Below are 23,786 nucleotides of genomic sequence, written 5' to 3'. Positions count from 1 at the left end.
TTTCCTTATTTTGGCCCCTTCCTCGGGAGGGGCTTTCCCGTTCCAGCGTCCCGCTGAAATCTCTGGCTCTCCTCCTTTTTGCCTTATCAGCACTCTAACGCACAATCACGTATTCGCTATCTTCACCACCGATTGTTGCGTAACGCTTCGCAAAGCCGCATTAGCATTCAGACGAATCCCGACAGTGTTTCATAATTCCTCCATTTTTCTCCCTTGTTCGCTGGCTAAACTAGTATCATTCCGCGAATCGTTTCAGGATGAGAAACTTATAACAATGAAAGGCAGTAAAAAATCCCGCTGGGTGATAGCAATCGCGATCGTTGTGGCCACCGTCGCCGCCATCTGGTTCTGGCAAAGCCGTAACGACGCCCAGGAAAACGCACCGGGCGCTACCAAACCAGCGCAGCACACGCCAGGTTCGGGACGGCGTGGAATGCGCTCCGGGCCGTTGGCTCCCGTTCAGGCTGCCACCGCCGCCATGGAAGCCGTTCCGCGTTACCTGACAGGGCTGGGTACCATTACTGCCGCAAATACCGCCACGGTACGTAGCCGGGTGGATGGTCAGCTCATTGCCTTACACTTCGAGGAAGGACAGCAGGTAAAAGCCGGCGACCTGCTGGCAGAGATAGATCCCAGCCAGTTCAAAGTTGCTCTGGCTCAGGCGCAAGGCCAACTGGCCAAAGATAAAGCCACGCTGGCAAATGCCCGTCGCGATCTTGCCCGCTATCAACAGCTGGTGAAAACTAATCTGGTCTCCCGCCAGGAGCTGGATGCCCAGCAGGCGCTGGTAAATGAAACATTAGGGACAATCAAAGCCGATGAAGCCAGCGTCGCCAGCGCCCAATTGCAGCTTGACTGGAGCCGGATAACCGCGCCTGTAGAGGGGCGTGTCGGTCTGAAACAGGTCGATGTCGGTAACCAAATTTCCAGCGGCGATACCACCGGAATCGTCGTCATTACGCAAACCCATCCTATCGACCTGATATTCACCTTGCCTGAAAACGACATTGCCACCGTGTTGCGGGCGCAAAAATCGGGGACTCCGTTAAAGGTCGAAGCCTGGGACCGAACCAATTCGCAAAAACTGAGCGAAGGCGTCCTGCTCAGTCTCGACAATCAGATTGATGCCACGACCGGAACCATCAAAGTTAAAGCCCGTTTTAACAATCAGGATGATGCTTTATTCCCTAACCAGTTCGTTAACGCCCGCATGCTGGTCGACACGGAACAAAACGCCGTGGTGATCCCAACGGCCGCCCTGCAAATGGGCAATGAGGGCCATTTTGTCTGGGTGCTGAACAGCGAGAATAAAGTGAGCAAACATCTGGTTAAACCAGGTATTCAGGATAGCCAAAAAGTAGTGATCGCCGCTGGGTTGTCCGCAGGCGATCGGGTCGTAACCGACGGTATTGACCGCCTGACGGAAGGCGCAAAAGTAGAAGTCGTAGAGGCGCATGACGCCTCTGCTCAGGATGAGAAAACTGCGCCCCGCGGATACGGTAAAAAAGGAGCTAACTCCTGATGCAGGTGTTACCTCCGCACAACACAGGCGGGCCATCACGCCTGTTTATTCTGCGACCTGTCGCCACCACGCTGCTGATGGTCGCGATTTTGCTTGCCGGTATTATCGGTTATCGTTTCCTGCCGATCGCTGCCTTACCGGAAGTCGATTACCCCACGATTCAGGTCGTTACGCTGTACCCGGGCGCCAGCCCGGACGTCATGACCTCGGCGGTAACCGCGCCGCTTGAGCGTCAGTTCGGACAGATGTCCGGCTTAAAACAGATGTCCTCGCAAAGTTCCGGCGGCGCATCGGTCGTCACGTTGCAGTTTCAACTGACACTCCCGCTGGATGTTGCCGAGCAGGAAGTTCAGGCGGCGATTAACGCCGCCACCAATTTATTACCGGGCGATCTGCCCAACCCGCCGGTCTACAGCAAGGTAAACCCGGCAGATCCACCGATCATGACGCTGGCGGTCACGTCCAGCGCCATGCCGATGACGCAGGCGGAAGATATGGTCGAAACCCGCGTCGCGCAGAAAATCTCTCAGGTTTCCGGTGTCGGTCTGGTAACACTTTCCGGCGGGCAACGACCGGCGGTCCGCGTGAAGCTTAACGCACAGGCTATTGCCGCACTCGGTCTGACCAGCGAAACCATCCGTACAGCCATTACCGGGGCTAACGTCAATTCGGCAAAAGGGAGTCTTGATGGCCCAACGCGTGCTGTCACCCTTTCCGCCAACGACCAGATGCAGTCCGCAGACGAATATCGCCAGCTCATCGTGGCCTATAAAAACGGTGCGCCGGTTCGTCTGGGCGATGTCGCCACCGTCGAACAAGGGGCAGAAAATAGCTGGCTGGGCGCATGGGCCAATAAGCAACAAGCCATTGTGATGAATGTTCAGCGCCAGCCTGGGGCGAACATCATCTCCACGGCAGACAGTATCCGTCAAATGCTGCCGCAGCTCACCGAAAGCCTGCCCAAATCAGTTAAGGTCAGCGTGCTTTCGGATCGTACGACCAATATTCGTGCGTCCGTTGCAGACACCCAGTTTGAGCTAATGCTGGCGATTGCGCTGGTGGTGATGATCATCTACCTGTTCCTGCGCAATATTCCGGCGACGATTATTCCTGCGGTCGCCGTTCCGCTGTCGCTCATTGGCACCTTCGCGGTGATGGTATTTCTTGATTTCTCCATCAATAACCTGACCCTAATGGCGCTAACCATCGCGACAGGATTCGTAGTGGATGACGCTATCGTGGTTATCGAGAATATTTCACGCTATATCGAAAAAGGCGAAAAACCGCTGACTGCCGCCCTGAAGGGGGCTGGTGAGATTGGTTTTACCATCATCTCTCTGACATTTTCGCTAATCGCCGTGCTGATCCCGCTGTTGTTTATGGGTGATATCGTTGGCCGATTATTCCGCGAGTTTGCCGTTACGCTGGCCGTGGCAATTCTGATTTCCGCCGTCGTCTCGCTCACCCTCACGCCGATGATGTGCGCGCGCATGCTTAATCAGGCCTCGTTGCGTAAACAAAACCGCTTTTCCCGTGCCTCGGAGCGAATGTTCGATCGCGTCATTGCCGGGTACGGTCACTGGCTGGCAAAAGTGCTGAACCATCCGTGGCTCACGCTGGGCGTGGCGCTCGGCACGCTGGCACTGAGCGTTATGTTATGGGTCTTTATCCCCAAAGGGTTCTTCCCAATCCAGGACAACGGCATCATCCAGGGTACGCTGCAGGCGCCGCAGTCCAGTTCATTTGCCAGCATGGCCGAGCGCCAGCGCCAGGTTTCCGATGTCATCCTTCAAGATCCGGCGGTAGAGAGCCTGACCGCTTTTGTCGGCGTGGATGGTACTAATCCGGCATTGAACAGCGCGCGTCTGCAAATCAACCTTAAGCCGCTGGACGATCGCGACGATCGCGTGCAGAAAGTGATCGCACGCCTACAGGACGCGGTTGACAGAGTACCCGGCGTTGATCTCTATCTTCAGCCCACCCAGGACCTGACGATTGATACCCAGGTCAGCCGGACGCAATATCAGTTTACGCTGCAAGCAACGTCCCTTGACGCCCTCAGCACCTGGGTTCCACAGCTGATAGAAAAACTTCACCAGCTACCGCAACTGTCCGATGTCAGTAGCGACTGGCAGGACAAAGGGCTGGTGGCGTATGTGAACGTCAATCGCGATAGCGCCAGCCGTTTAGGCATCAGCATGGCGGATGTCGATAACGCCCTGTACAACGCCTTCGGCCAGCGACTGATTTCAACCATCTACACCCAGGCCAACCAGTATCGCGTCGTGTTGGAACATGACACCAATAGTACGCCGGGGCTTGCTGCACTGGACACTATCCGTCTGACCAGCAGCGACGGCGGCGTGGTTCCGCTCAGCGCAATCGCCAGCATTGAACAGCGTTTCGCTCCGCTGTCGATTAACCACCTCGATCAGTTCCCGGTCACCACCATCTCGTTCAACGTACCGGACGATCATTCGCTGGGCGATGCGGTGCAGGCAATTCTGGATGCCGAAAAAACGCTCAATCTGCCAGCAAGTATTACCACCCAGTTCCAGGGCAGTACGCTCGCTTTCCAGGCCGCGCTGGGTAATACCATCTGGTTGATTGTGGCTGCGGTTGTCGCGATGTATATCGTCCTCGGCGTGCTGTATGAGAGCTTTATTCACCCGATTACCATTCTCTCCACGCTACCCACGGCGGGCGTTGGCGCCCTCCTGGCGTTAATGATTGCCGGCAGTGAACTGGACGTCATCGCGATTATCGGCATTATTTTGCTCATCGGTATCGTCAAGAAAAACGCCATCATGATGATCGACTTCGCCCTTGCCGCGGAGCGCGAACAGGGCATGACCCCACGCGACGCTATTTTCCAGGCCTGTCTGCTGCGTTTTCGCCCGATTCTGATGACTACGCTGGCGGCACTGCTCGGCGCGTTGCCGCTGATGTTAAGTACCGGCGTGGGGGCCGAATTACGTCGTCCATTAGGAATTGGTATGGTCGGCGGTCTGCTGGTAAGCCAGGTATTAACCCTGTTTACCACCCCGGTGATTTATCTGCTGTTTGACCGTCTGTCGCTGTACGTGAAAAGCCGCTTCCCGCGTCAGGAAGAGGAAGCGTAGATGAAATTTTTCGCGCTTTTCATTCATCGTCCGGTGGCGACCATTCTCATTTCGGTGGCCATCACCCTGTGCGGGATACTGGGCTTTCGTCTGCTGCCGGTAGCTCCGCTGCCGCAGGTGGATTTCCCGGTGATCATGGTCAGCGCATCATTACCCGGCGCTTCCCCTGAAACGATGGCGTCTTCGGTAGCCACCCCGCTGGAGCGCTCACTGGGGCGCATCGCGGGCGTGAACGAAATGACCTCGAGCAGTTCCCTTGGCAGTACGCGCATTATTCTTGAATTCAAATTCGACCGTGACATCAATGGCGCGGCGCGGGATGTTCAGGCCGCGATTAACGCAGCGCAAAGCCTGCTACCCAGCGGCATGCCAAGCCGCCCCACGTACCGCAAAGCCAACCCTTCCGATGCGCCAATCATGATCCTGACGCTCACGTCGGACACCTACTCGCAGGGTGAGCTGTACGATTTCGCATCAACCCAATTAGCACAGACCATCGCGCAAATCGACGGCGTGGGTGACGTCGACGTTGGGGGCAGCTCTTTGCCTGCCGTGCGCGTAGGGCTTAATCCGCAAGCGCTGTTTAATCAGGGCGTGTCGCTGGACGACGTGCGTAGCGCGATTACTAACGCCAATGTGCGTAAGCCGCAGGGAGCTATCGAGAATGATACCCACCGCTGGCAGGTACAAACCAACGATGAGCTGAAAACCGCCGCCGAGTACCAGCCGATTATCATCCACTACAATAACGGCGCTGCGGTGCGGCTGGGCGATGTTGCGTCTGTGAGCGACTCGGTGCAGGACGTACGTAACGCGGGGATGACCAACGCTAAACCGGCTATCCTGCTGATGATCCGCAAGCTGCCAGAAGCCAATATTATTCAGACGGTAGACAGCATTCGGGCCAAATTACCGGAGTTACAAACGCTGGTCCCGGCCGCCATCGATCTACAAATTGCCCAGGATCGTTCACCGACCATTCGCGCCTCGCTGGAGGAAGTCGAACAGACGCTGATTATCTCCGTTGCGCTGGTTATTCTGGTGGTCTTTGTTTTCCTGCGCTCCGGGCGCGCGACCCTGATCCCTGCGGTAGCGGTTCCGGTCTCGCTGATCGGTACCTTTGCCGCCATGTATCTGTGCGGGTTCAGCCTGAACAACCTGTCATTAATGGCGTTGACCATTGCCACGGGATTTGTCGTTGATGACGCAATCGTGGTGCTGGAAAATATTGCCCGCCACCTGGAAGCGGGAATGAAGCCACTGCAGGCGGCGCTACAAGGTACGCGCGAAGTGGGATTCACGGTGCTCTCAATGAGCCTGTCGCTGGTAGCGGTGTTCCTCCCGCTGCTGTTAATGGGCGGATTGCCTGGGCGCTTGCTGCGCGAATTTGCCGTCACGCTGTCAGTTGCTATCGGTATCTCGCTGCTGGTGTCGCTGACATTAACGCCAATGATGTGTGGCTGGATGCTCAAATCCAGCGCCCCGCGTGAACAGTCTCGTAAACGAGGTTTTGGTCGTGTGCTGGTGGCACTGCAACAGAGTTACGGCACTTCGCTTAAATGGGTGCTGCGCCATACGCGACTGGTAGGCGTGGTGTTACTTGGCACCATTGCGCTGAATATCTGGCTTTATATTTCCATCCCCAAAACCTTCTTCCCGGAGCAGGATACGGGCGTGTTGATGGGGGGGATTCAGGCCGACCAGAGCATCTCTTTCCAGGCGATGCGCGGCAAACTGCAGGACTTTATGAAGATCATCCGCGACGACCCGGCGGTGAATAACGTCACCGGTTTTACCGGCGGTTCCCGGGTTAACAGCGGGATGATGTTTATCACCCTCAAGCCACGCGATGAGCGCGGTGAAACCGCTCAGCAGGTGATCGACCGCCTGCGCGTCGCGCTTGCAAAAGAGCCTGGCGCGAATCTGTTTCTGATGGCGGTGCAGGATATTCGCGTCGGCGGTCGCCAGGCCAATGCCAGCTATCAATACACATTGCTTTCCGACGATCTGGCGGCGCTGCGCGAGTGGGAACCGAAGATCCGTAAGGCGCTTGCCGCCCTGCCCCAACTGGCGGATGTCAACTCAGATCAGCAGGACAATGGCGCGGAAATGAACCTGGTCTACGATCGCGACACCATGTCTCGTCTGGGGATCGACGTTGCAGCCGCTAACAGCCTGTTGAACAACGCTTTTGGACAACGGCAAATTTCAACTATTTATCAACCGATGAACCAGTACAAAGTGGTGATGGAGGTCGATCGACGTTACACCCAGGACATCAGCGCGCTGGATAAAATGTTCGTCATCAACAATGACGGTAAGGCAATCCCGCTATCGTACTTTGCCAAATGGCAACCGGCGAATGCCCCGCTGTCGGTAAACCATCAGGGCTTGTCCGCTGCCTCAACCGTGTCGTTTAACCTGCCAACAGGTTCTTCACTGTCTGAGGCGACAGAGGCTATCAACAGAACCATGACCCAGCTCGGCGTCCCCTCCACGGTTCGCGGTAGCTTTGCCGGCACGGCACAGGTATTTCAGGACACCATGAACTCGCAGGTGATCCTGATTATCGCCGCCATTGCCACGGTCTACATCGTTCTGGGGATGCTGTATGAAAGCTATGTTCATCCCCTGACCATTCTCTCCACGCTACCTTCAGCTGGCGTCGGGGCTTTGCTGGCGCTGGAGCTGTTCAATGCCCCGTTCAGCCTAATCGCCCTGATAGGGATAATGCTATTAATTGGCATTGTGAAGAAAAATGCCATCATGATGGTCGATTTTGCGCTGGAAGCGCAGAGAAACGGCAAGCTGCAGCCGGAAGAAGCCATTTTCCAGGCCTGCCTGCTGCGCTTTCGCCCAATCATGATGACCACGCTGGCGGCGTTATTTGGCGCGCTGCCGCTGGTGTTATCCGCCGGGGATGGCTCCGAACTACGTCAACCTTTGGGGATAACCATTGTCGGCGGGCTGGTCGTGAGTCAACTCCTGACGCTGTACACCACGCCCGTGGTCTATCTCTTTTTCGACCGTCTGCGTCTGCGTTTTTCGCGTAAAAACAGCAAACCGGTAGCAGAGTTATGACAGAACTTCCCGACAGCACCCGCTGGCAACTTTGGATTGTGGCATTCGGCTTTTTTATGCAGTCGCTGGATACCACCATCGTGAATACTGCGCTTCCCTCGATGGCGGCAAGCCTCGGGGAAAGCCCGTTACACATGCATATGGTCATTGTGTCATATGTTTTAACCGTTGCCGTGATGCTGCCCGCCAGCGGATGGCTGGCGGACAAAGTTGGCGTGCGTAATATCTTCTTCACCGCCATCATCCTGTTTACGCTTGGCTCGCTGTTTTGCGCCGGGTCCAGCACACTCAACGAACTGGTGATGGCGCGCGTCTTACAAGGCGTTGGCGGTGCGATGATGGTGCCGGTCGGCAGGCTAACGGTGATGAAAATCGTCCCGCGTGAGCAATATATGGCGGCGATGACGTTTGTCACATTGCCCGGTCAGATTGGCCCGCTACTGGGACCGGCATTAGGCGGTATTCTGGTTGAGTACGCCTCCTGGCACTGGATATTTTTGATTAACATTCCGGTTGGTATTATCGGCGCGATAGCGACGTTAATGCTGATGCCCAACTACACCATGCAAACCCGACGCTTCGATCTCTCCGGATTTGCGATACTGGCAGTCGGCATGGCGGTACTGACGCTGGCACTTGATGGCAGTAAAGGAACCGGCATCTCCAGTCTCTCGCTGGCAGCGTTGGTTATCTGCGGAGTGCTGGCTATTGCGCTGTATCTGAAACACGCCCATCGTAATCCACGCGCGCTGTTCAGCCTGAATCTGTTTCGCACACCGACCTTCTCGCTGGGTCTTTTCGGCAGTTTTGCCGGACGCATCGGTAGCGGTATGCTGCCGTTTATGACGCCGGTGTTTTTACAAATAGGCCTCGGTTTTTCCCCCTTTCATGCCGGGCTGATGATGATCCCGATGGTGCTCGGCAGTATGGGCATGAAGCGCATTGTGGTGCAGGTCGTTAACCGCTTTGGCTACCGTCGCGTACTGGTCGCTACAACGCTTGGCCTGTCGCTGGTCAGTCTGCTGCTGATGACCACCGCGCTGCTCGGCTGGTATTACGCCCTGCCCTTCGTACTGTTCTTACAGGGAATGGTCAACTCAACGCGCTTTTCATCCATGAACACCCTGACGTTAAAAGACCTGCCTGACGATCTCGCCAGCAGTGGTAACAGCCTGCTGTCAATGATCATGCAGCTGTCGATGAGTATCGGGGTGACCATCGCGGGACTGCTGCTAGGCATGTTCGGTCAGCAGCATAGCGTCATCGACAGCGGAAGTACGCATACCGTCTTTATGCATACCTGGCTGTGCATCGCATTCATTATCGCGCTGCCCGCCATTATTTTTGCCCGCGTGCCGAACGACACGCAAACCAACGCGGTGATTTCACGGCGCAAGAGGAGCACCTGATGAAGTTCTGGCGGCCCGGTATCACCGGCAAACTGTTTCTGGCGATTTTCGCCACCTGCATCGTATTGCTGATCAGCATGCACTGGGCCGTACGCATAAGCTTCGAACGCGGTTTTATTGACTATATCAAGCACGGTAACGAACAGCGGCTGCAAATGCTCAGCGACGCATTAAGCGAGCAGTATGAACAGCACGGCAACTGGCGATTCTTACGCAATAACGATCGGTTTGTTTTTCAGATCCTGCGCTCTTTTGAACACGACAACGACGATGATAAACCCGGCCCCGGCATGCCGCCGCACGGCTGGCGTACGCAGTTTTGGGTTGTCGACCAAAATGCCCGCGTGCTGGTCGGTCCGCGTGCTCCGGTCCCCCGTGACGGTATGCGCCATCCGATCCGCGTCAACGGTAGCGAAGTCGGCGCCGTGATTGCCTCTCCCGTGGAACGCTTAACGCGCAATACGGATATCAATTTCGACATGCAGCAAAGGCGTTCCAGTTGGCTCATCGTCGCGCTCTCCACGATCCTGGCGGCGCTGGCAACGTTTACGCTGGCGCGCAGCCTGCTGGCCCCGGTCAAGCGGTTAGTGGAAGGCACGCACAAACTGGCGGCTGGTGATTTCACCACTCGCGTTGCGCCGACCAGTACGGATGAGCTGGGCAAGCTGGCGCAGGACTTCAACCAGCTTGCCAGTACGCTGGAAAAAAACCAGCAGATGCGTCGTGACTTTATGGCCGATATTTCTCACGAACTGCGTACGCCGTTAGCGGTGTTGCGCGGTGAACTGGAGGCCATTCAGGATGGCGTACGCCAGTTCACCCCTGACTCCGTTGCCTCTTTGCAAGCTGAAGTCGGTACGCTCACCAAGCTGGTGGACGATCTGCATCAGCTCTCCATGTCCGATGAAGGCGCGCTGGCCTACCAGAAAACATCGCTGGATCTCATCCCCCTGTTGGAAGTGGCAAGTGGCGCATTTCGTGAACGCTTTGCCAGCCGTGGACTGACGATACAACTTTCACTCCCGGACAGCATGACAGTATTTGGCGACAGGGATCGTCTGATGCAGTTGTTCAACAATCTGTTGGAAAACAGTCTGCGCTACACCGACAGCGGCGGCGGGCTGCACATCAGCGCCGAACAACGCGAGCGTATGGTTTTATTAACCTTCGCTGATTCCGCTCCCGGCGTAAGTGACGACCAGTTACAGAAGCTGTTTGAACGCTTTTATCGCACCGAAGGCTCGCGTAACCGCGCCAGCGGTGGTTCCGGGCTGGGGCTGGCAATTTGCGTCAATATCGTACAGGCGCATAATGGTCTGATTCGCGCCGCCCATTCGCCTTTTGGCGGGGTTAGCATTACAGTAACATTACCGCTGGAACGCGATTTACAGAGAGATGTATGACTGAGTTACCCATTGATGAAAACACGCCGCGTATTCTGATCGTGGAAGACGAGCCCAAGCTGGGGCAACTGCTTATCGACTATCTGCGCGCGGCAAGCTACGCTCCTACGCTCATCAGCCACGGCGATCTGGTTCTTCCTTACGTGCGTCAGACGCCGCCCGATCTGATCTTGTTGGATCTGATGCTGCCTGGTACCGACGGCCTGACTCTGTGCCGGGAAATCCGCCGATTCTCTGAAGTCCCCATCATGATGGTAACCGCCAAGATAGAAGAAATTGATCGCCTGCTGGGGCTGGAGATCGGTGCGGATGATTATATTTGCAAACCCTACAGCCCGCGTGAAGTTGTTGCTCGCGTGAAGACGATTCTGCGCCGTTGCAAGCCGCAGCGCGAACTGCAACAGATGGATGCTGACAGCCCGTTGATCGTCGATGAAGGTCGTTTTCAGGCGTCCTGGCGTGGGAAAATGCTCGACTTAACGCCTGCTGAATTTCGCTTACTCAAAACGTTGTCGCATGAACCGGGAAAAGTGTTCTCCCGTGAACAGTTGCTCAATCATCTCTATGACGATTACCGTGTCGTTACCGACCGAACCATCGACAGCCATATCAAGAACCTGCGACGCAAGCTGGAATCGCTGGATGCGGAGCAGTCGTTTATCCGCGCGGTCTATGGCGTAGGGTATCGCTGGGAAGCCGACGCCTGTCGAATTGCGTAAACACTCCCGTCCTGCAGGACTCCGCGGCTTCGTGGAGTCCTGTTGACTAGCAACTCTCCAAATATCGCTCATACTCTTTGTGGCAACACTGTCGTCAATAACTGTTTGATATAAAACTTTAATCAAGGAGTTCATATGGCTGGTTGGTTTGAATTAAGCAAGAGTAGCGATGATCAGTACCGCTTTGTTCTTAAGGCTGGAAACGGGGAAACTATCCTTACCAGTGAGCTTTACACGACAAAAGGCGCGGCAGAAAAAGGGATCGCATCTGTCCAGGCTAACAGCCCCCTGGCCGAGCGTTACGAGAAAAAAACGGCAGCTAATGGCAAATTGCATTTCAATCTGAAAGCAGCAAACCACCAGATTATTGGTAGCAGTCAACTGTATGCGAATGAACAGTCGCGCGAGACCGGTATTGCTTCAGTTAAGACCAATGGTGTCACTCAGACGATAAAAGATAAAACCTGATAATGACTCGCTCAGCCGGGTAACGCCACGCTGTCGCCCGGCGTTTTTCTTTACCTGTCTTCCCCGCAGCGCTACAATGCCCGCCCTTAATATGGGGGCACTCCCCTAACCGCCTCATTGAGTGAGGCGAGTCTGACCTGTCATCAGAACGAGAAAATTATGTTTAAACCGGAACTCCTTTCCCCGGCGGGAACGCTGAAAAACATGCGTTACGCTTTCGCCTATGGCGCAGACGCTGTATATGCGGGCCAGCCGCGTTACTCACTGCGCGTACGCAACAACGAATTCAATCACGAAAACCTGCAGCTAGGCATTAATGAAGCCCATGAACTGGGTAAAAAATTCTATGTGGTGGTTAATATTGCCCCGCATAACGCCAAGCTGAAGACCTTCATTCGTGACCTGAAACCGGTGGTGGAAATGGGACCGGATGCACTGATCATGTCCGACCCTGGTCTGATTATGCTGGTGCGCGAAAACTTCCCTGACATGGACATTCACCTTTCAGTACAGGCTAACGCCGTAAACTGGGCAACGGTGAAATTCTGGAAGCAGATGGGATTGACCCGTGTGATCCTGTCCCGCGAACTGTCGTTGGAAGAAATTGAAGAGATCCGCACCCAGGTGCCGGATATGGAAATTGAGATCTTTGTTCACGGCGCGCTGTGCATGGCTTACTCCGGCCGCTGCCTGCTCTCTGGCTACATCAACAAGCGTGACCCAAATCAGGGTACCTGTACCAATGCCTGCCGCTGGGAATACAACGTGCAGGAAGGCAAAGAAGACGTGGTGGGCAATATCGTGCATAAGTACGAGCCTATCCCGGTACAAAATGTTGAGCCGACGCTGGGTATTGGCGCGCCGACTGACAAAGTCTTTATGATCGAAGAAGCCCAGCGTCCGGGTGAGTACATGACCGCGTTTGAAGACGAACACGGCACTTACATCATGAACTCGAAGGATTTACGTGCCATTGCCCACGTTGAGCGCCTGACTCAGATGGGCGTGCATTCGCTGAAAATTGAAGGCCGTACTAAATCATACTATTACTGTGCACGTACCGCGCAGGTTTATCGCAAGGCCATTGATGATGCCGCTGCCGGGAAACCATTCGACCCGCAACTGCTGGAAACGCTGGAAGGTCTGGCGCATCGCGGTTACACCGAGGGGTTCCTGCGCCGCCATACGCATGACGACTATCAGAACTACGAATACGGCTTCTCTGTTTCCGAGCGTCAGCAGTTTGTCGGCGAATTCACTGGCGAACGTAAAGGTGAACTGGCGGCTGTGCTGGTGAAAAATAAATTCACCGTCGGCGACAGCCTGGAGCTAATGACCCCACAAGGCAACATCAACTTTACCCTCGAACAGATGGAAAACGCGAAAGGCGAAGCGATGCCGGTTGCGCCGGGCGATGGTTACACCGTGTGGATGCCTGTACCGGAGGATATCGATCTGAATTATGCATTGTTGATGCGTAATTTTGCCGGTGAGTCCACGCGCAACCCACATGCTAAGTAGTTAATTACGGTTATTTTTCAGCGTTCGGAAGATTCTTAGAAATCGATCACATACCGCTTCGTTCATTAAGGGTATTATCCCATCCGCTGAAAAACATAACCCATAAATGCTAGCTGTACCAGGAACCACCTCCTTAGCCTGCGTAATCTCCCTTACGCAGGCTTATTTTTTGCCTGCCGTTTACCCCCCCTATTCAAATCACGACATTCAGGCGAAAAAAAACCGGGCATTACGCCCGGTTCATTAGGTGGTTAGATATTAATGTGCTGCTTCTGGCTTGTGCTTTTGCGCACTCTGGAAACCATAGGTCAGCTCATTTTTCTCTTTATCCAGCGCAACGGTCACCTGACCGCCATCCACAAGCGAACCGAACAGCAGTTCGTTAGCCAATGGTTTTTTCAGGTTATCCTGGACAACGCGCGTCATCGGGCGTGCGCCCATTGCGCGGTCATAGCCCTTCTCAGCCAGCCAGTCGCGGGCTTCCTGACTCACTTCCAGAGAGACACCTTTCTGATCCAACTGAACCTGAAGTTCGACGATAAACTTATCAACAACCTGATGAATCACCTCAGTAGAGAGATGATCGAACCAGATAATGTTGTCGAGACGGTTACGGAATTCCGGCGTAAACACTTTTTTGATTTCGCCCATCGCATCAGTACTGTTGTCCTGATGAATCAGCCCAATCGATTTACGCTCAGTTTCACGCACGCCGGCGTTAGTGGTCATGACCAGCACCACGTTGCGGAAATCCGCTTTACGCCCGTTATTGTCGGTCAGCGTACCGTTATCCATCACCTGCAGCAGCAGGTTAAAGACGTCCGGATGCGCTTTTTCGATTTCATCCAGCAGCAGTACCGCATGCGGATGTTTAATGACAGCATCTGTCAGCAAACCGCCCTGGTCGAAACCGACATATCCCGGAGGCGCACCAATCAGGCGGCTGACGGTGTGACGTTCCATATACTCGGACATATCAAACCGCAGCAGCTCAATACCCAGCGCTTTGGACAACTGCACCGTGACTTCGGTCTTACCGACGCCAGTCGGTCCGGCAAACAGGAACGAACCGACAGGTTTATGCTCGTGTCCCAGACCAGCACGGCTCATTTTGATCGCTTCAGTCAGCGCCTCAATGGCTTTATCCTGTCCGAATACCAGCATTTTCAGACGGTTGCCCAGGTTTTTCAGCGTATCGCGATCGCTCTGCGAAACGCTCTTCTCCGGGATCCGCGCAATGCGGGCTACGACGGACTCGATATCCGCCACGTTGACGGTTTTCTTGCGCTTGCTGACCGGCATCAGACGCGCCCGCGCGCCCGCCTCATCGATCACGTCAATCGCTTTGTCCGGCAGATGACGATCGTTAATGTATTTCACCGCCAGTTCGACCGCTGCACGCACTGCTTTGGCGGTGTAGCGAACGTCATGGTGCGCTTCGTATTTCGGCTTCAGACCATTGATGATCTGCACGGTCTCTTCAACCGACGGCTCAGTGATATCGATTTTCTGGAAACGGCGTGCTAGCGCGCGGTCCTTTTCAAAGATATTGCTGAATTCCTGATAGGTTGTGGAGCCTATCACACGGATTTTACCGCTGGAGAGCAACGGTTTGATCAGGTTAGCTGCATCCACCTGGCCGCCCGATGCCGCACCCGCGCCGATAATGGTGTGGATCTCATCGATAAACAGAATGCTGTTAGTATCCTGTTCCAGTTGTTTCAGCAGCGCCTTAAAGCGTTTTTCAAAATCGCCACGGTATTTGGTACCCGCCAGCAGCGAGCCGATATCCAGAGAGTAAAGGGTACAATCAGCCATCACTTCCGGCACGTCGCCCTGGACGATACGCCAGGCGAGGCCTTCCGCAATAGCGGTTTTCCCGACGCCAGACTCACCCACCAGCAGCGGGTTGTTTTTTCGACGACGGCACAGTACCTGAATGGCGCGTTCCAGCTCTTTGTCCCGGCCAATGAGCGGATCAATTCCGCCCACACGGGCAAGCTGGTTAAGGTTAGTCGTGAAGTTCTCCATACGGTCCTCCCCGCCAGCTTGCTCTTCGTTATTCGGCTGATTACCAGAGTCAGAGGACTGACTTGGTTCGTCTTTGCGCGTGCCATGAGAAATAAAATTCACCACATCAAGGCGACTCACTTCATGCTTACGCAGCAGATAAGCCGCCTGAGATTCCTGCTCGCTGAAGATGGCGACCAGCACATTAGCACCGGTAACTTCATTGCGCCCAGAGGACTGAACATGAAAGACCGCGCGTTGCAACACACGCTGAAAACTCAACGTTGGCTGCGTGTCGCGCTCTTCTTCACTGGCAGGCAATACGGGTGTGGTTTGTTCAATGAAGGCTTCGAGTTCCTGACGCAGCGCCACCAGATCCACAGAACACGCTTCCAGCGCTTCGCGGGCCGATGGGTTACTGAGCAATGCCAGTAGCAAGTGCTCGACGGTCATAAACTCATGTCGGTGCTCGCGCGCTCTGGCGAAAGCCATGTTTAAACTGAGCTCCAGTTCTTGATTGAGCATAGGCACCTCCCCCAATATTTATGCCTGCATTTAGGCTTTTTCTAGCGTACACAGCAACGGATGCTCGTTCTCCCTCGCATACTTGTTCACCATCGCAACTTTGGTTTCAGCCACTTCGGCAGTGAATACGCCGCAAATCGCTTTACCTTGATAGTGAACGGCAAGCATCAGTTGCGTTGCACGTTCTACATCATAAGAAAAGAATTTTTGTAACACGTCAATAACAAACTCCATCGGAGTGTAATCATCATTGACTAATATCACTTTATACATAGATGGCGGTTTTAGCGCGTCGCGCAATTTATCTTCCGCCAGCAGATCGAAATCCAGCCAGTCGTTAGTCTTACCCATTGTCAGTCGTCATCTTCAGTTACGGTTTCCGGCAGAAAATCTTGCCGCTGACAAGCAGCCTATGCGCACAATCAATCTACCTCAAGTATTAGATAACTATCATCTATTAGTGCCATCCGCGACATCTGTCACATAACCGACAATAGCGTTAACTGCTTCAAATTTTGATGCATTTTTACCCTATTCCGTCAGCCTGGCGCTTGACGCCTCGCCTGATTTCTCTAAATTGTAGTTTCGAGAGTTGGCGAGGTTTTGAACAGCCCCCACTCCGCCACCGGTTCATTCCATCTTACTTATATAAGATTTACGAAGGATGTCGAAGCATGGAAACGGGTACTGTTAAGTGGTTCAACAACGCCAAAGGGTTTGGTTTCATCTGCCCCGAAGGCGGCGGCGAAGATATTTTCGCCCATTACTCCACCATTCAGATGGATGGTTACAGAACGCTAAAAGCCGGGCAGTCTGTCCAGTTTGATGTCCACCAGGGGCCAAAAGGCAATCATGCCAGTGTCATCGTGCCTGTCATTGAAGCAGAAGCTGTCGCATAGCTCTTCTGTTTCATTGTGTACATCCCGCAGTCAAAATGCCAGCCTTTGCGGCTGGCATTTTTATCTCGATGGTATTATTCCCGCGCCAGAGCATCTACCGGATCCAGCCGCGCCGCATTTCGCGCCGGTAGCCAGCCAAACAAAATCCCGGTCGCAGTCGAACACAGAAACGCCGTCAATAAGGCTACGGGTGAGAAACCTATTTCCCAGCCAGGCAGGAATAGCTGAAGCGTAAAGGCGATCAGCATCGACAAGCTAATGCCCAGCGCGCCGCCAACCAGACACACCAGCACCGCTTCAATTAAGAACTGCTGCAGTACGTCACTGGCGCGGGCGCCAACCGCCATACGAATACCAATCTCGCGCGTTCGTTCGGTTACCGAAACCAGCATAATATTCATCACACCAATTCCACCGACCACCAGCGAAATCACGGCCACCAGCGTCAGGAAGAGTTGTAATGTACGTGTGGTCTTTTCGGCGGTTTTCAAGACACCGTCCATATTCCAGGTGAAGAAATCCTTCTTACCGTGGCGTAACGTCAGTAGTCGGGTGAGCTGCTGCTCGGCCTGGGCACTATCAAAACCGTCTTTCACCCGCACGGTGATCGAGTTCAGCCACGACTGCCCCATAATTCGCCCGGACATGGTGCTGTAAGGCAGCCAGACCCGCAGGATCTTGCTACTGCCAAACATCGACTGTTTCTCTTCTGCAACACCAATCACCGTGGCAGGCATATTCCCCACCAGCACGACTTCGCCGACAACTTTCGCTTTGTTGGGGAACAATTGACGACGGGTATTGCTGTCGAGCACCACCACCTGAGCGCGCCCCGCCAGTTGTTCAGCGTTAAAAGTGGTCCCTTCGCTAAACGTCATGCCATAGACATTGAAATAGTCGCCGCTAACGCCATTAGCACTGGCGGCCACGTCAATATTGCCATAGCGTAGCCGCAGGTTTTTCGACACCGCAGGCGTCACCGAACTGACCCAGGGCTGCTTCTGTAACGCCGTTAAATCGTCATACTTCAGCGCCTGTTGATATTGTGGGTCGTCGTCGCCGAAATCTTTGCCAGGATAGATATCGATGGTATTGGTGCCAATAGCGCGAATATCTGCCAGTACCAGCTGTTTAGCCGCATCGCCTACCACCACAATCGACACCACCGAAGCAATACCGATGATGATCCCAAGCATGGTCAGTAGCGTTCGCATTTTATTCGCAGCCATTGCCAGCCAGGCCATAGTGAGCGCTTCGCGAAAACCGCTGACAAACTGCCCCCAGCCGGACGCCGTTTTCACCGTCGGCTCCGCGATATCGTGCCCGGTAGAGGGTTTGTGCGACGGCGGATTGCGCACAATCTCGCCGTCACGAATTTCAATGACGCGTTCGGCCTGTGCAGCAACCTGGCTGTCGTGAGTGACGATAATCACCGTATGCCCGCGATCGCGCAGCTGATGCAAAATCGCCATCACCTCTTCGCCTGAATGGCTATCCAGCGCGCCGGTGGGTTCGTCGGCGAGGATAACCTGTCCCCCGTTCATCAGCGCACGCGCAATACTGACCCGCTGCTGCTGACCACCGGAAAGCTGGGAAGGCTGATAGTCGACTCTGTCGCCCAGACCCAGTCGCTGCAGGAGTTCTTGCGCACGGGCCAGGCGCTGCTTACGTTCGGTGCCAGCGTAGACTGCAGGCACCTCAACGTTTTGCGCGGCGGTTAAATGCGACAACAAATGATAACGCTGGAAGATAAAACCGAAATGTTCGCGACGCAGCTGGGCTAACGCATCGCTATCCAGCGTGGAGACATCGCGCCCGGCAACCCGATACGTACCGCTGGTGGGTTTGTCCAGACAGCCGAGAATATTCATCAGCGTCGATTTACCCGAGCCAGACGCCCCGACAATCGCTACCATTTCCCCGGCCTGAATGCTCAAGGATACGTCCTTCAATACCTCGACCTGACCTTCGCCTGACGGATAGCTGCGGCGGATATTGCTCAGTTCAAGCAATGCCGTCATTTTGGCGCTCCAGCGTTGCCCTCACCGGTGATGACTTCATCCCCCTCTTCCAGCCCTTTCACGATCTCCACATCGGTGTCATTACGCGCGCCGATAACCACTTCGCGTTCACGGGTTTCGCCGTTACGCAGCAGCCTGACGTTATAACGATTGTTGCCAATAGGATCGCCCAGCGCCGACAGCGGGATCGTCAGGACATTTTTCACATCCGTGAGCTGGATATGGACCTGCGCGGTCATATCCAGACGCAGGATCCCTTTCGGGTTGGGAACTTCGAAGCGAGCATAGTAGAAAATTGCATCATTCACTTTCTCTGGCGTTGGAAGAACATCTTTGAGCTTACCTTCGTAGCGCGTCTGAGGATCGCCCAGTACGGTAAACCAGGCCTTTTGCCCGGGATGCAGGTGAATCACATCCGCCTCGGAAACCTGCGCTTTCACCAGCATGGTGCTCATATCTGCCAATGTCAGAATGTTAGGTGCCTGCTGGGCAGCAATAACGGTTTGCCCCTGAAGGGTAGTAATTTGCGTGACTTCGCCTGCCATTGGCGCGACGATGCGGGTGTAATCAAGGTTGGTTTTTGCCGTATCGAGAGAGGCTTGATTACGCTTAATTTGCGCATCAATTGTGCCGATTTGCGCCTGTTTGACCGCCATCTGAGTAGCCGCCGTGTCGAGATCCTGCTGCGAGACAGCCTGGGTTTTCGCCAGCTGTTGCTGACGGGAAAGCGTTACCCGCGCCAGTTTCCACTCGGCTTCAGCCTGTAAACGCTGAGCGCGTAATTCCATCAGCGTCGCTTCAACCTCTTTAATCTGGTTTTGCGCCTGTTCAGGATCGATAACGCCAAGCAGTTGATCTTTTTTTACTTTGTCGCCAATCGCGACCGACAGCGTTTTTAACTGCCCGCTTACCTGTGCCCCGACGTCAACTTTACGCAACGCATCCAGTTTGCCGGTTGCCAGTACGCTTTGCTGCAGATCGCCCGGACGCACAATTAACGTTTGATACTGAGGTAAAGGCGCATTAAGCGTTCGCCAAAGTGCAATTATCGCCACAATAATGATGATGGCGAAGAGAAAATAGCGCTTTTTGATTTTTCCCTTGAGCTTCATAAATGTCCCAATTTCCCCCAATACGTCCACCAGAGTGGAGTGGTAAACATCAACGTTAAATAAATAGCCGTTGAAAAACGCAAGAATAACAGAGTTATTGATGAATGGTTAAGATCCGCTGTGTTGAAATTAGTACCAGAGTATCCATCGGATTGTTATTATGAGCCAGCTAACTGACAGCACTTTTCATTCTTCAAAACCCGCCACAAGTTTTAGCCTCTTTTGTAGCCTGATGACCGGACATTGGCGCCCTGGAAAATTTTGGCATCAGCGTAGCTTCCGTCGTAAGTTTTTGTTGCGCTCAGCGCTTATGCCACGATTAATGCATGAATGGATGACTGAACTGGCGCAATGGCCTGATCTCGATAGCGTACTGGCACGCCAACCTCGTCTGCCGGTTCGCCTACATCGCGCCTATCTCGCACAAAACCTTGATCGGAAAATGAAACTGGATGCTGTGCGTTTTCATTACAATGCTATCCGCAGCTCTTTTTCAGCCACGGAATATAAAGCTTATTTAAGTGCGGATGGATTACAACTGGCACAAATTGAAGGCAAAAATAGCGAAATATTTAGCGTAATACTGGGCTCATTTATCTCACTGGATAAAGAAGGTGAAAGTACCATTCTGGTACGCAATAGCGCTGGCGAGACTTTAGCGGAAATGACGTTTACGCTGTGCAATTATCAAGGAAGCAGCACACTGTTTATTGGCGGGTTACAGGGAGGCAGTCGATTACTACCACATGAAGAAATTCAAAAAGCGACCAAATCATGCTATGGAATTTTCCCTAAACGTATTGTGATGGAAGCCATTTGCTGTTTTGCAGAACAATTGAATATCAAACAAATTCTGGCTGTCAGTAATGAACAGCATATCTTTCGCAGCCCGCGTTACCACGATAAAAACAAGGTGATACTTTCCGACTACAACGCATTTTGGGAGTCGGTTGGCGGTGAGTGCGACAGTCACGGCTATTACCATATCCCACGCACAATGGCGCGAAAAAGCGAAGCGGACATTGCCAGCAAAAAACGCGCGGAATACCGCCGTCGCTACCAGCTACTGGACAGCATCCACTCGCAGCTGTCGTCGATGTTTCGCCGCTAATCCGCTCTGCCGCGTGCCAACCACAGCACGCGGGAAAACATTTTTCGCAGCAGCGTTGGCACCGCGTCAACGCCGCGCCGCCCGGCTTCCATCGCCACCTCAATGGCTAAATCTGGTTTTGACGACCGGTGAATCGCCTTCGAGATAATTTTGCGCATATTCATGGGCACGTTTTCGGGGATTTGCGCCACCCTGTGGAATACGTCAGCGAACCCCTGGCGATACATAAAGTGTTCCATGTCCAGCGCGGGAAGCATGGTTAAATGATCGCGCTCTTCTTCTCTGTCGTTATTCAACAAACTCCGCACCGTAGCGGCATACTTTTTCCCGGCTTCATCACCATCAACCAGCACATGCCACTCGATACCCATCCGGCGGGCGAACTTAACCAGCGGCTTAAGGCCGGACTGGGCAAATTCAATGACTTTGATACCTTCCGCATCAAAGTGGTGCCCACACTGGCGGGCCAGTTCGTTAATGACCCAGGTTTCCGTTTCGCCTTCCACCAGCAGCCAACAGCGGGCAAACAACGACGATGCACGGTTAAAACGAATATGAAAGGCAATACGCCGACCATCTTCTGCGCTGATCCCACCTGGCCCAAGCCGCCAGGCGGCGACGCGGGAAGACTCACGCACCAGGCGGACAACATGTTCCACGGGGGTGAGGGACAGTAACTCACCTGAGTTGGTGGTCGCCACCCGTTGCAGCGGAAGCAAATTCAGCAGGTGCCAGGCAACCGACAGCATAATCGGATGTAAACGCGTTTCAGGATCTTCTACCAACAGTAACGGCCGGGCGTCTTTATCCAGCCTCAGCGTACCTTTGGCCTGTAACAGCGTCGAAAACAATCCCAACAAGATCACGCGGTGCGTGCGTCCGCCCGGTCTATCAATCATACGGTTGATAATATCCAGATAGCGCCAGCTACGTTGTTCGTTATTGGAACGTCGACGCATCAGACGATAGCGGGACTGACTGGAACCTTGCTCAGAAAAATAGTGTTCCAATAGCTGTACCATGGCCGATAACCCCTGACGTATCTGCCCATCTGTCAGGTTTTGCGGTCGGGTAGCCAGTTCACGTGCCAGAAAATCCAGTTGCCGCGCGGTCACTTCGACATCCGCCGAATCCGGCACCGTACCGTTACGGATCCGTCGCATAAAACGCGCGTCGCGCAGGCGCAGTACTGGCATCAAACGCACGAGGTGCCGCGCCTGATCGTTAATGTCGTCGAGGGGAAGCTGATGGCCCTCGCCATCCAGAAAACTGCGTAACGTCAGAACGCTACCGTCGTCCGCACATTCACCTTCCAGCCGATAGAAAATGCGGTGATAGCCATCCTGACACAGCGTCCAGCTGGCTTCCAGAGGACGATACCTGCGCACGCGGTGGCGACCTGGTTGAGACTCACGAAACGTCAGGATGATATGCAGATGATGTTCCCGGCCTTGTATATCACCCGGCGGGAACCAGAAATCTTCGCGGTCAAAGTGGTACAAATCAGTTTCCGGCGACAGCAACAGGGTTAAAGCATCCAGCAGACTGGACTTACCCCACGCGTTCTCCCCAATCAGCACGTTGCTTTGCTCCAGCATCAACGACAGACGGTTAATACCACGAAATCCAACAATCTCAACGCGTTCGAGAATCATATAGCCTCCGGAAATGCTAACTTTTTCCTTCAAGTTATCAGGAGTATAACGGCAAGCGGGCGCTCAGGACACCCGATATGATCAGGAGGTTAGTCGCAGAAATCAAAAAATATAAGAATATTCTTCTTATGTTTTCTCCAGAATATTATTTCAGAACTCAATCATCGCCGTTTTGCTAATTGAACTATGCTTCATTCATCCAATATTCAAAAAGGAATCACAACATATTGCCTTAAATCAAATTTTTTCATCAATTTAACTGGCGAAGGGATGATGTTTTTTTCTAAAATACCGGCTCTTTCATCATCGTCCCTTTTAGCGATGAATTACCGGGTAAGGAACACGAACCCGGAACTTTTAATTGAGGTGGTTATGTTCAGGAAATTAGCAGCCGAATTCTTCGGTACGTTTTGGCTCGTCTTTGGTGGGTGCGGTAGCGCAGTTCTGGCCGCAGCATTCCCGGAGTTGGGTATTGGATTTGCCGGTGTCGCGCTGGCGTTTGGTTTGACCGTATTAACCATGGCATTCGCCGTAGGTCATATTTCCGGCGGACACTTTAACCCGGCGGTGACCTTCGGTTTATGGGCGGGCGGTCGCTTCCCGGCAAAAGACGTTATTGGTTATGTTATCGCTCAGGTTGTGGGCGGTATTGTTGCAGCAGCGGCACTGTATCTTATTGCCAGCGGTAAAGCTGGTTTTGACGCAACTGCCAGTGGTTTTGCCTCGAACGGCTTTGGTGAACATTCACCTGGCGGCTATTCAATGCTGTCTGCCGTCGTAATTGAAATTATTTTGACCGCTGGTTTCTTATTAGTGATCCACGGTGCGACCGATAAACATGCTCCGGCAGGTTTTGCACCCATTGCGATTGGTCTGGCGTTAACCCTGATCCACTTGATCAGTATTCCGGTTACCAACACCTCCGTTAACCCGGCACGTAGTACCGCTGTAGCCATCTTCCAGGGCGGCTGGGCATTACAGCAATTGTGGTTCTTCTGGGTTATGCCGATTATCGGTGGGGTCCTCGGCGGTCTTATTTACCGCACTCTGCTGGAAAAACGCGATTAATCGATAACAAAAAAGGCCTGGCGCAAGTCAGGTCTTTTTTTCCCCGCTATATTTCCTTTTATTTGCAACTTTACTCCCTTCTTTGCATTGAGTAGTGTGTGCTGGCGCATTTCGTCTTACTCTCAGCAAGGATCTGGTTT

Annotated in this window: 16 protein-coding genes; 11 read left to right on the top strand and 5 right to left on the bottom strand. The window is 53.7% G+C overall.

Features of this window, described 5'->3' with window-relative positions; all coding sequences use genetic code 11:
* The first annotated feature begins 274 nt into the window (after positions 1-274).
* From HV037_RS09500 to yegQ, 8 genes are all read left to right on the top strand, one after another.
* Positions 275-1,522, top strand: a complete 1,248-nt coding sequence (locus HV037_RS09500; protein ID WP_019077143.1) for an MdtA/MuxA family multidrug efflux RND transporter periplasmic adaptor subunit — start codon at positions 275-277, stop codon at positions 1,520-1,522.
* On the top strand, positions 1,522-4,644 hold the full coding sequence (locus tag HV037_RS09495; protein ID WP_103284003.1) for an MdtB/MuxB family multidrug efflux RND transporter permease subunit: 3,123 nt from the start codon (positions 1,522-1,524) through the stop codon (positions 4,642-4,644). The genes HV037_RS09500 and HV037_RS09495 overlap by 1 nt, the downstream gene beginning before the upstream one ends.
* A complete protein-coding gene (mdtC, locus tag HV037_RS09490) occupies positions 4,645-7,725 on the top strand; it encodes a multidrug efflux RND transporter permease subunit MdtC (RefSeq protein WP_103284004.1) in 3,081 nt (1,026 codons plus the stop codon).
* The gene (locus tag HV037_RS09485; RefSeq protein ID WP_103284005.1) at positions 7,722-9,134 is read left to right on the top strand and encodes an MFS transporter; all 1,413 of its coding nucleotides are present in this window, start codon (positions 7,722-7,724) and stop codon (positions 9,132-9,134) included. Before mdtC ends, HV037_RS09485 begins: the two co-directional genes overlap by 4 nt.
* Complete coding sequence (gene baeS, locus HV037_RS09480; protein WP_016153606.1) at positions 9,134-10,537, top strand: two-component system sensor histidine kinase BaeS; 1,404 nt, start codon at positions 9,134-9,136, stop codon at positions 10,535-10,537. The genes HV037_RS09485 and baeS overlap by 1 nt, the downstream gene beginning before the upstream one ends.
* Positions 10,534-11,256, top strand: a complete 723-nt coding sequence (gene baeR, locus HV037_RS09475; protein WP_019077149.1) for a two-component system response regulator BaeR — start codon at positions 10,534-10,536, stop codon at positions 11,254-11,256. The genes baeS and baeR overlap by 4 nt, the downstream gene beginning before the upstream one ends.
* 135 nt (positions 11,257-11,391) lie before the next feature.
* Positions 11,392-11,724 carry a YegP family protein gene (locus tag HV037_RS09470; protein ID WP_019077150.1) on the top strand — a complete coding sequence of 111 codons (333 nt, stop codon included), beginning with the start codon at positions 11,392-11,394 and terminating at the stop codon, positions 11,722-11,724.
* Positions 11,725-11,883: 159 nt separating this feature from the next.
* Positions 11,884-13,245 carry a tRNA 5-hydroxyuridine modification protein YegQ gene (yegQ, locus tag HV037_RS09465; protein ID WP_006683890.1) on the top strand — a complete coding sequence of 454 codons (1,362 nt, stop codon included), beginning with the start codon at positions 11,884-11,886 and terminating at the stop codon, positions 13,243-13,245.
* A 258-nt stretch (positions 13,246-13,503) separates the two neighbouring features.
* Here the strand turns inward: yegQ and clpA are convergent, their stop codons facing one another.
* Positions 13,504-15,780, bottom strand: coding sequence for an ATP-dependent Clp protease ATP-binding subunit ClpA (gene clpA, locus HV037_RS09460; RefSeq protein ID WP_016153651.1), 2,277 nt, complete (start codon positions 15,778-15,780; stop codon positions 13,504-13,506).
* Positions 15,781-15,810: 30 nt separating this feature from the next.
* Positions 15,811-16,131, bottom strand: a complete 321-nt coding sequence (gene clpS, locus HV037_RS09455; protein ID WP_003036810.1) for an ATP-dependent Clp protease adapter ClpS — start codon at positions 16,129-16,131, stop codon at positions 15,811-15,813.
* A gap of 323 nt (positions 16,132-16,454) precedes the next feature.
* On the opposite strand from clpS, the gene cspD reads away from it, so the two are divergent.
* On the top strand, positions 16,455-16,679 hold the full coding sequence (gene cspD / locus HV037_RS09450; RefSeq protein ID WP_003036813.1) for a cold shock-like protein CspD: 225 nt from the start codon (positions 16,455-16,457) through the stop codon (positions 16,677-16,679).
* Positions 16,680-16,753: 74 nt separating this feature from the next.
* Here cspD and macB read toward each other — a convergent pair whose 3' ends face one another.
* Both macB and macA read right to left on the bottom strand, forming a co-directional pair.
* The gene (macB, locus tag HV037_RS09445; protein WP_103284007.1) at positions 16,754-18,700 is read right to left on the bottom strand and encodes a macrolide ABC transporter ATP-binding protein/permease MacB; all 1,947 of its coding nucleotides are present in this window, start codon (positions 18,698-18,700) and stop codon (positions 16,754-16,756) included.
* Entirely contained in the window at positions 18,697-19,812 is a 1,116-nt protein-coding gene (gene macA, locus HV037_RS09440; protein WP_016156938.1) for a macrolide transporter subunit MacA, read from the bottom strand. The genes macB and macA overlap by 4 nt, the downstream gene beginning before the upstream one ends.
* A 160-nt stretch (positions 19,813-19,972) precedes the next feature.
* Here macA and HV037_RS09435 point away from each other — a divergent pair, with 160 nt between their 5' ends.
* Positions 19,973-20,923, top strand: coding sequence for a VirK/YbjX family protein (locus HV037_RS09435; RefSeq protein ID WP_049042464.1), 951 nt, complete (start codon positions 19,973-19,975; stop codon positions 20,921-20,923).
* Here the strand turns inward: HV037_RS09435 and HV037_RS09430 are convergent.
* The gene (locus HV037_RS09430) at positions 20,920-22,578 is read right to left on the bottom strand and encodes an ATP-dependent endonuclease (RefSeq protein ID WP_016153655.1); all 1,659 of its coding nucleotides are present in this window, start codon (positions 22,576-22,578) and stop codon (positions 20,920-20,922) included. The genes HV037_RS09435 and HV037_RS09430 overlap by 4 nt on opposite strands.
* A gap of 372 nt (positions 22,579-22,950) precedes the next feature.
* Between HV037_RS09430 and aqpZ the strand changes: the two genes are divergently transcribed.
* Positions 22,951-23,646, top strand: a complete 696-nt coding sequence (aqpZ, locus tag HV037_RS09425) for an aquaporin Z (protein WP_003840208.1) — start codon at positions 22,951-22,953, stop codon at positions 23,644-23,646.
* Positions 23,647-23,786 lie beyond the last annotated feature (140 nt).

Origin of the sequence: Citrobacter sp. RHBSTW-00017 (genome assembly GCF_013797615.1) — a bacterium.
Classification (GTDB): Bacteria; Pseudomonadota; Gammaproteobacteria; order Enterobacterales; family Enterobacteriaceae; genus Citrobacter; species Citrobacter braakii.
The sequence above is the reverse complement of the archived record's forward strand: the minus strand, read 5'-3'. Positions and strand labels throughout refer to the sequence as shown.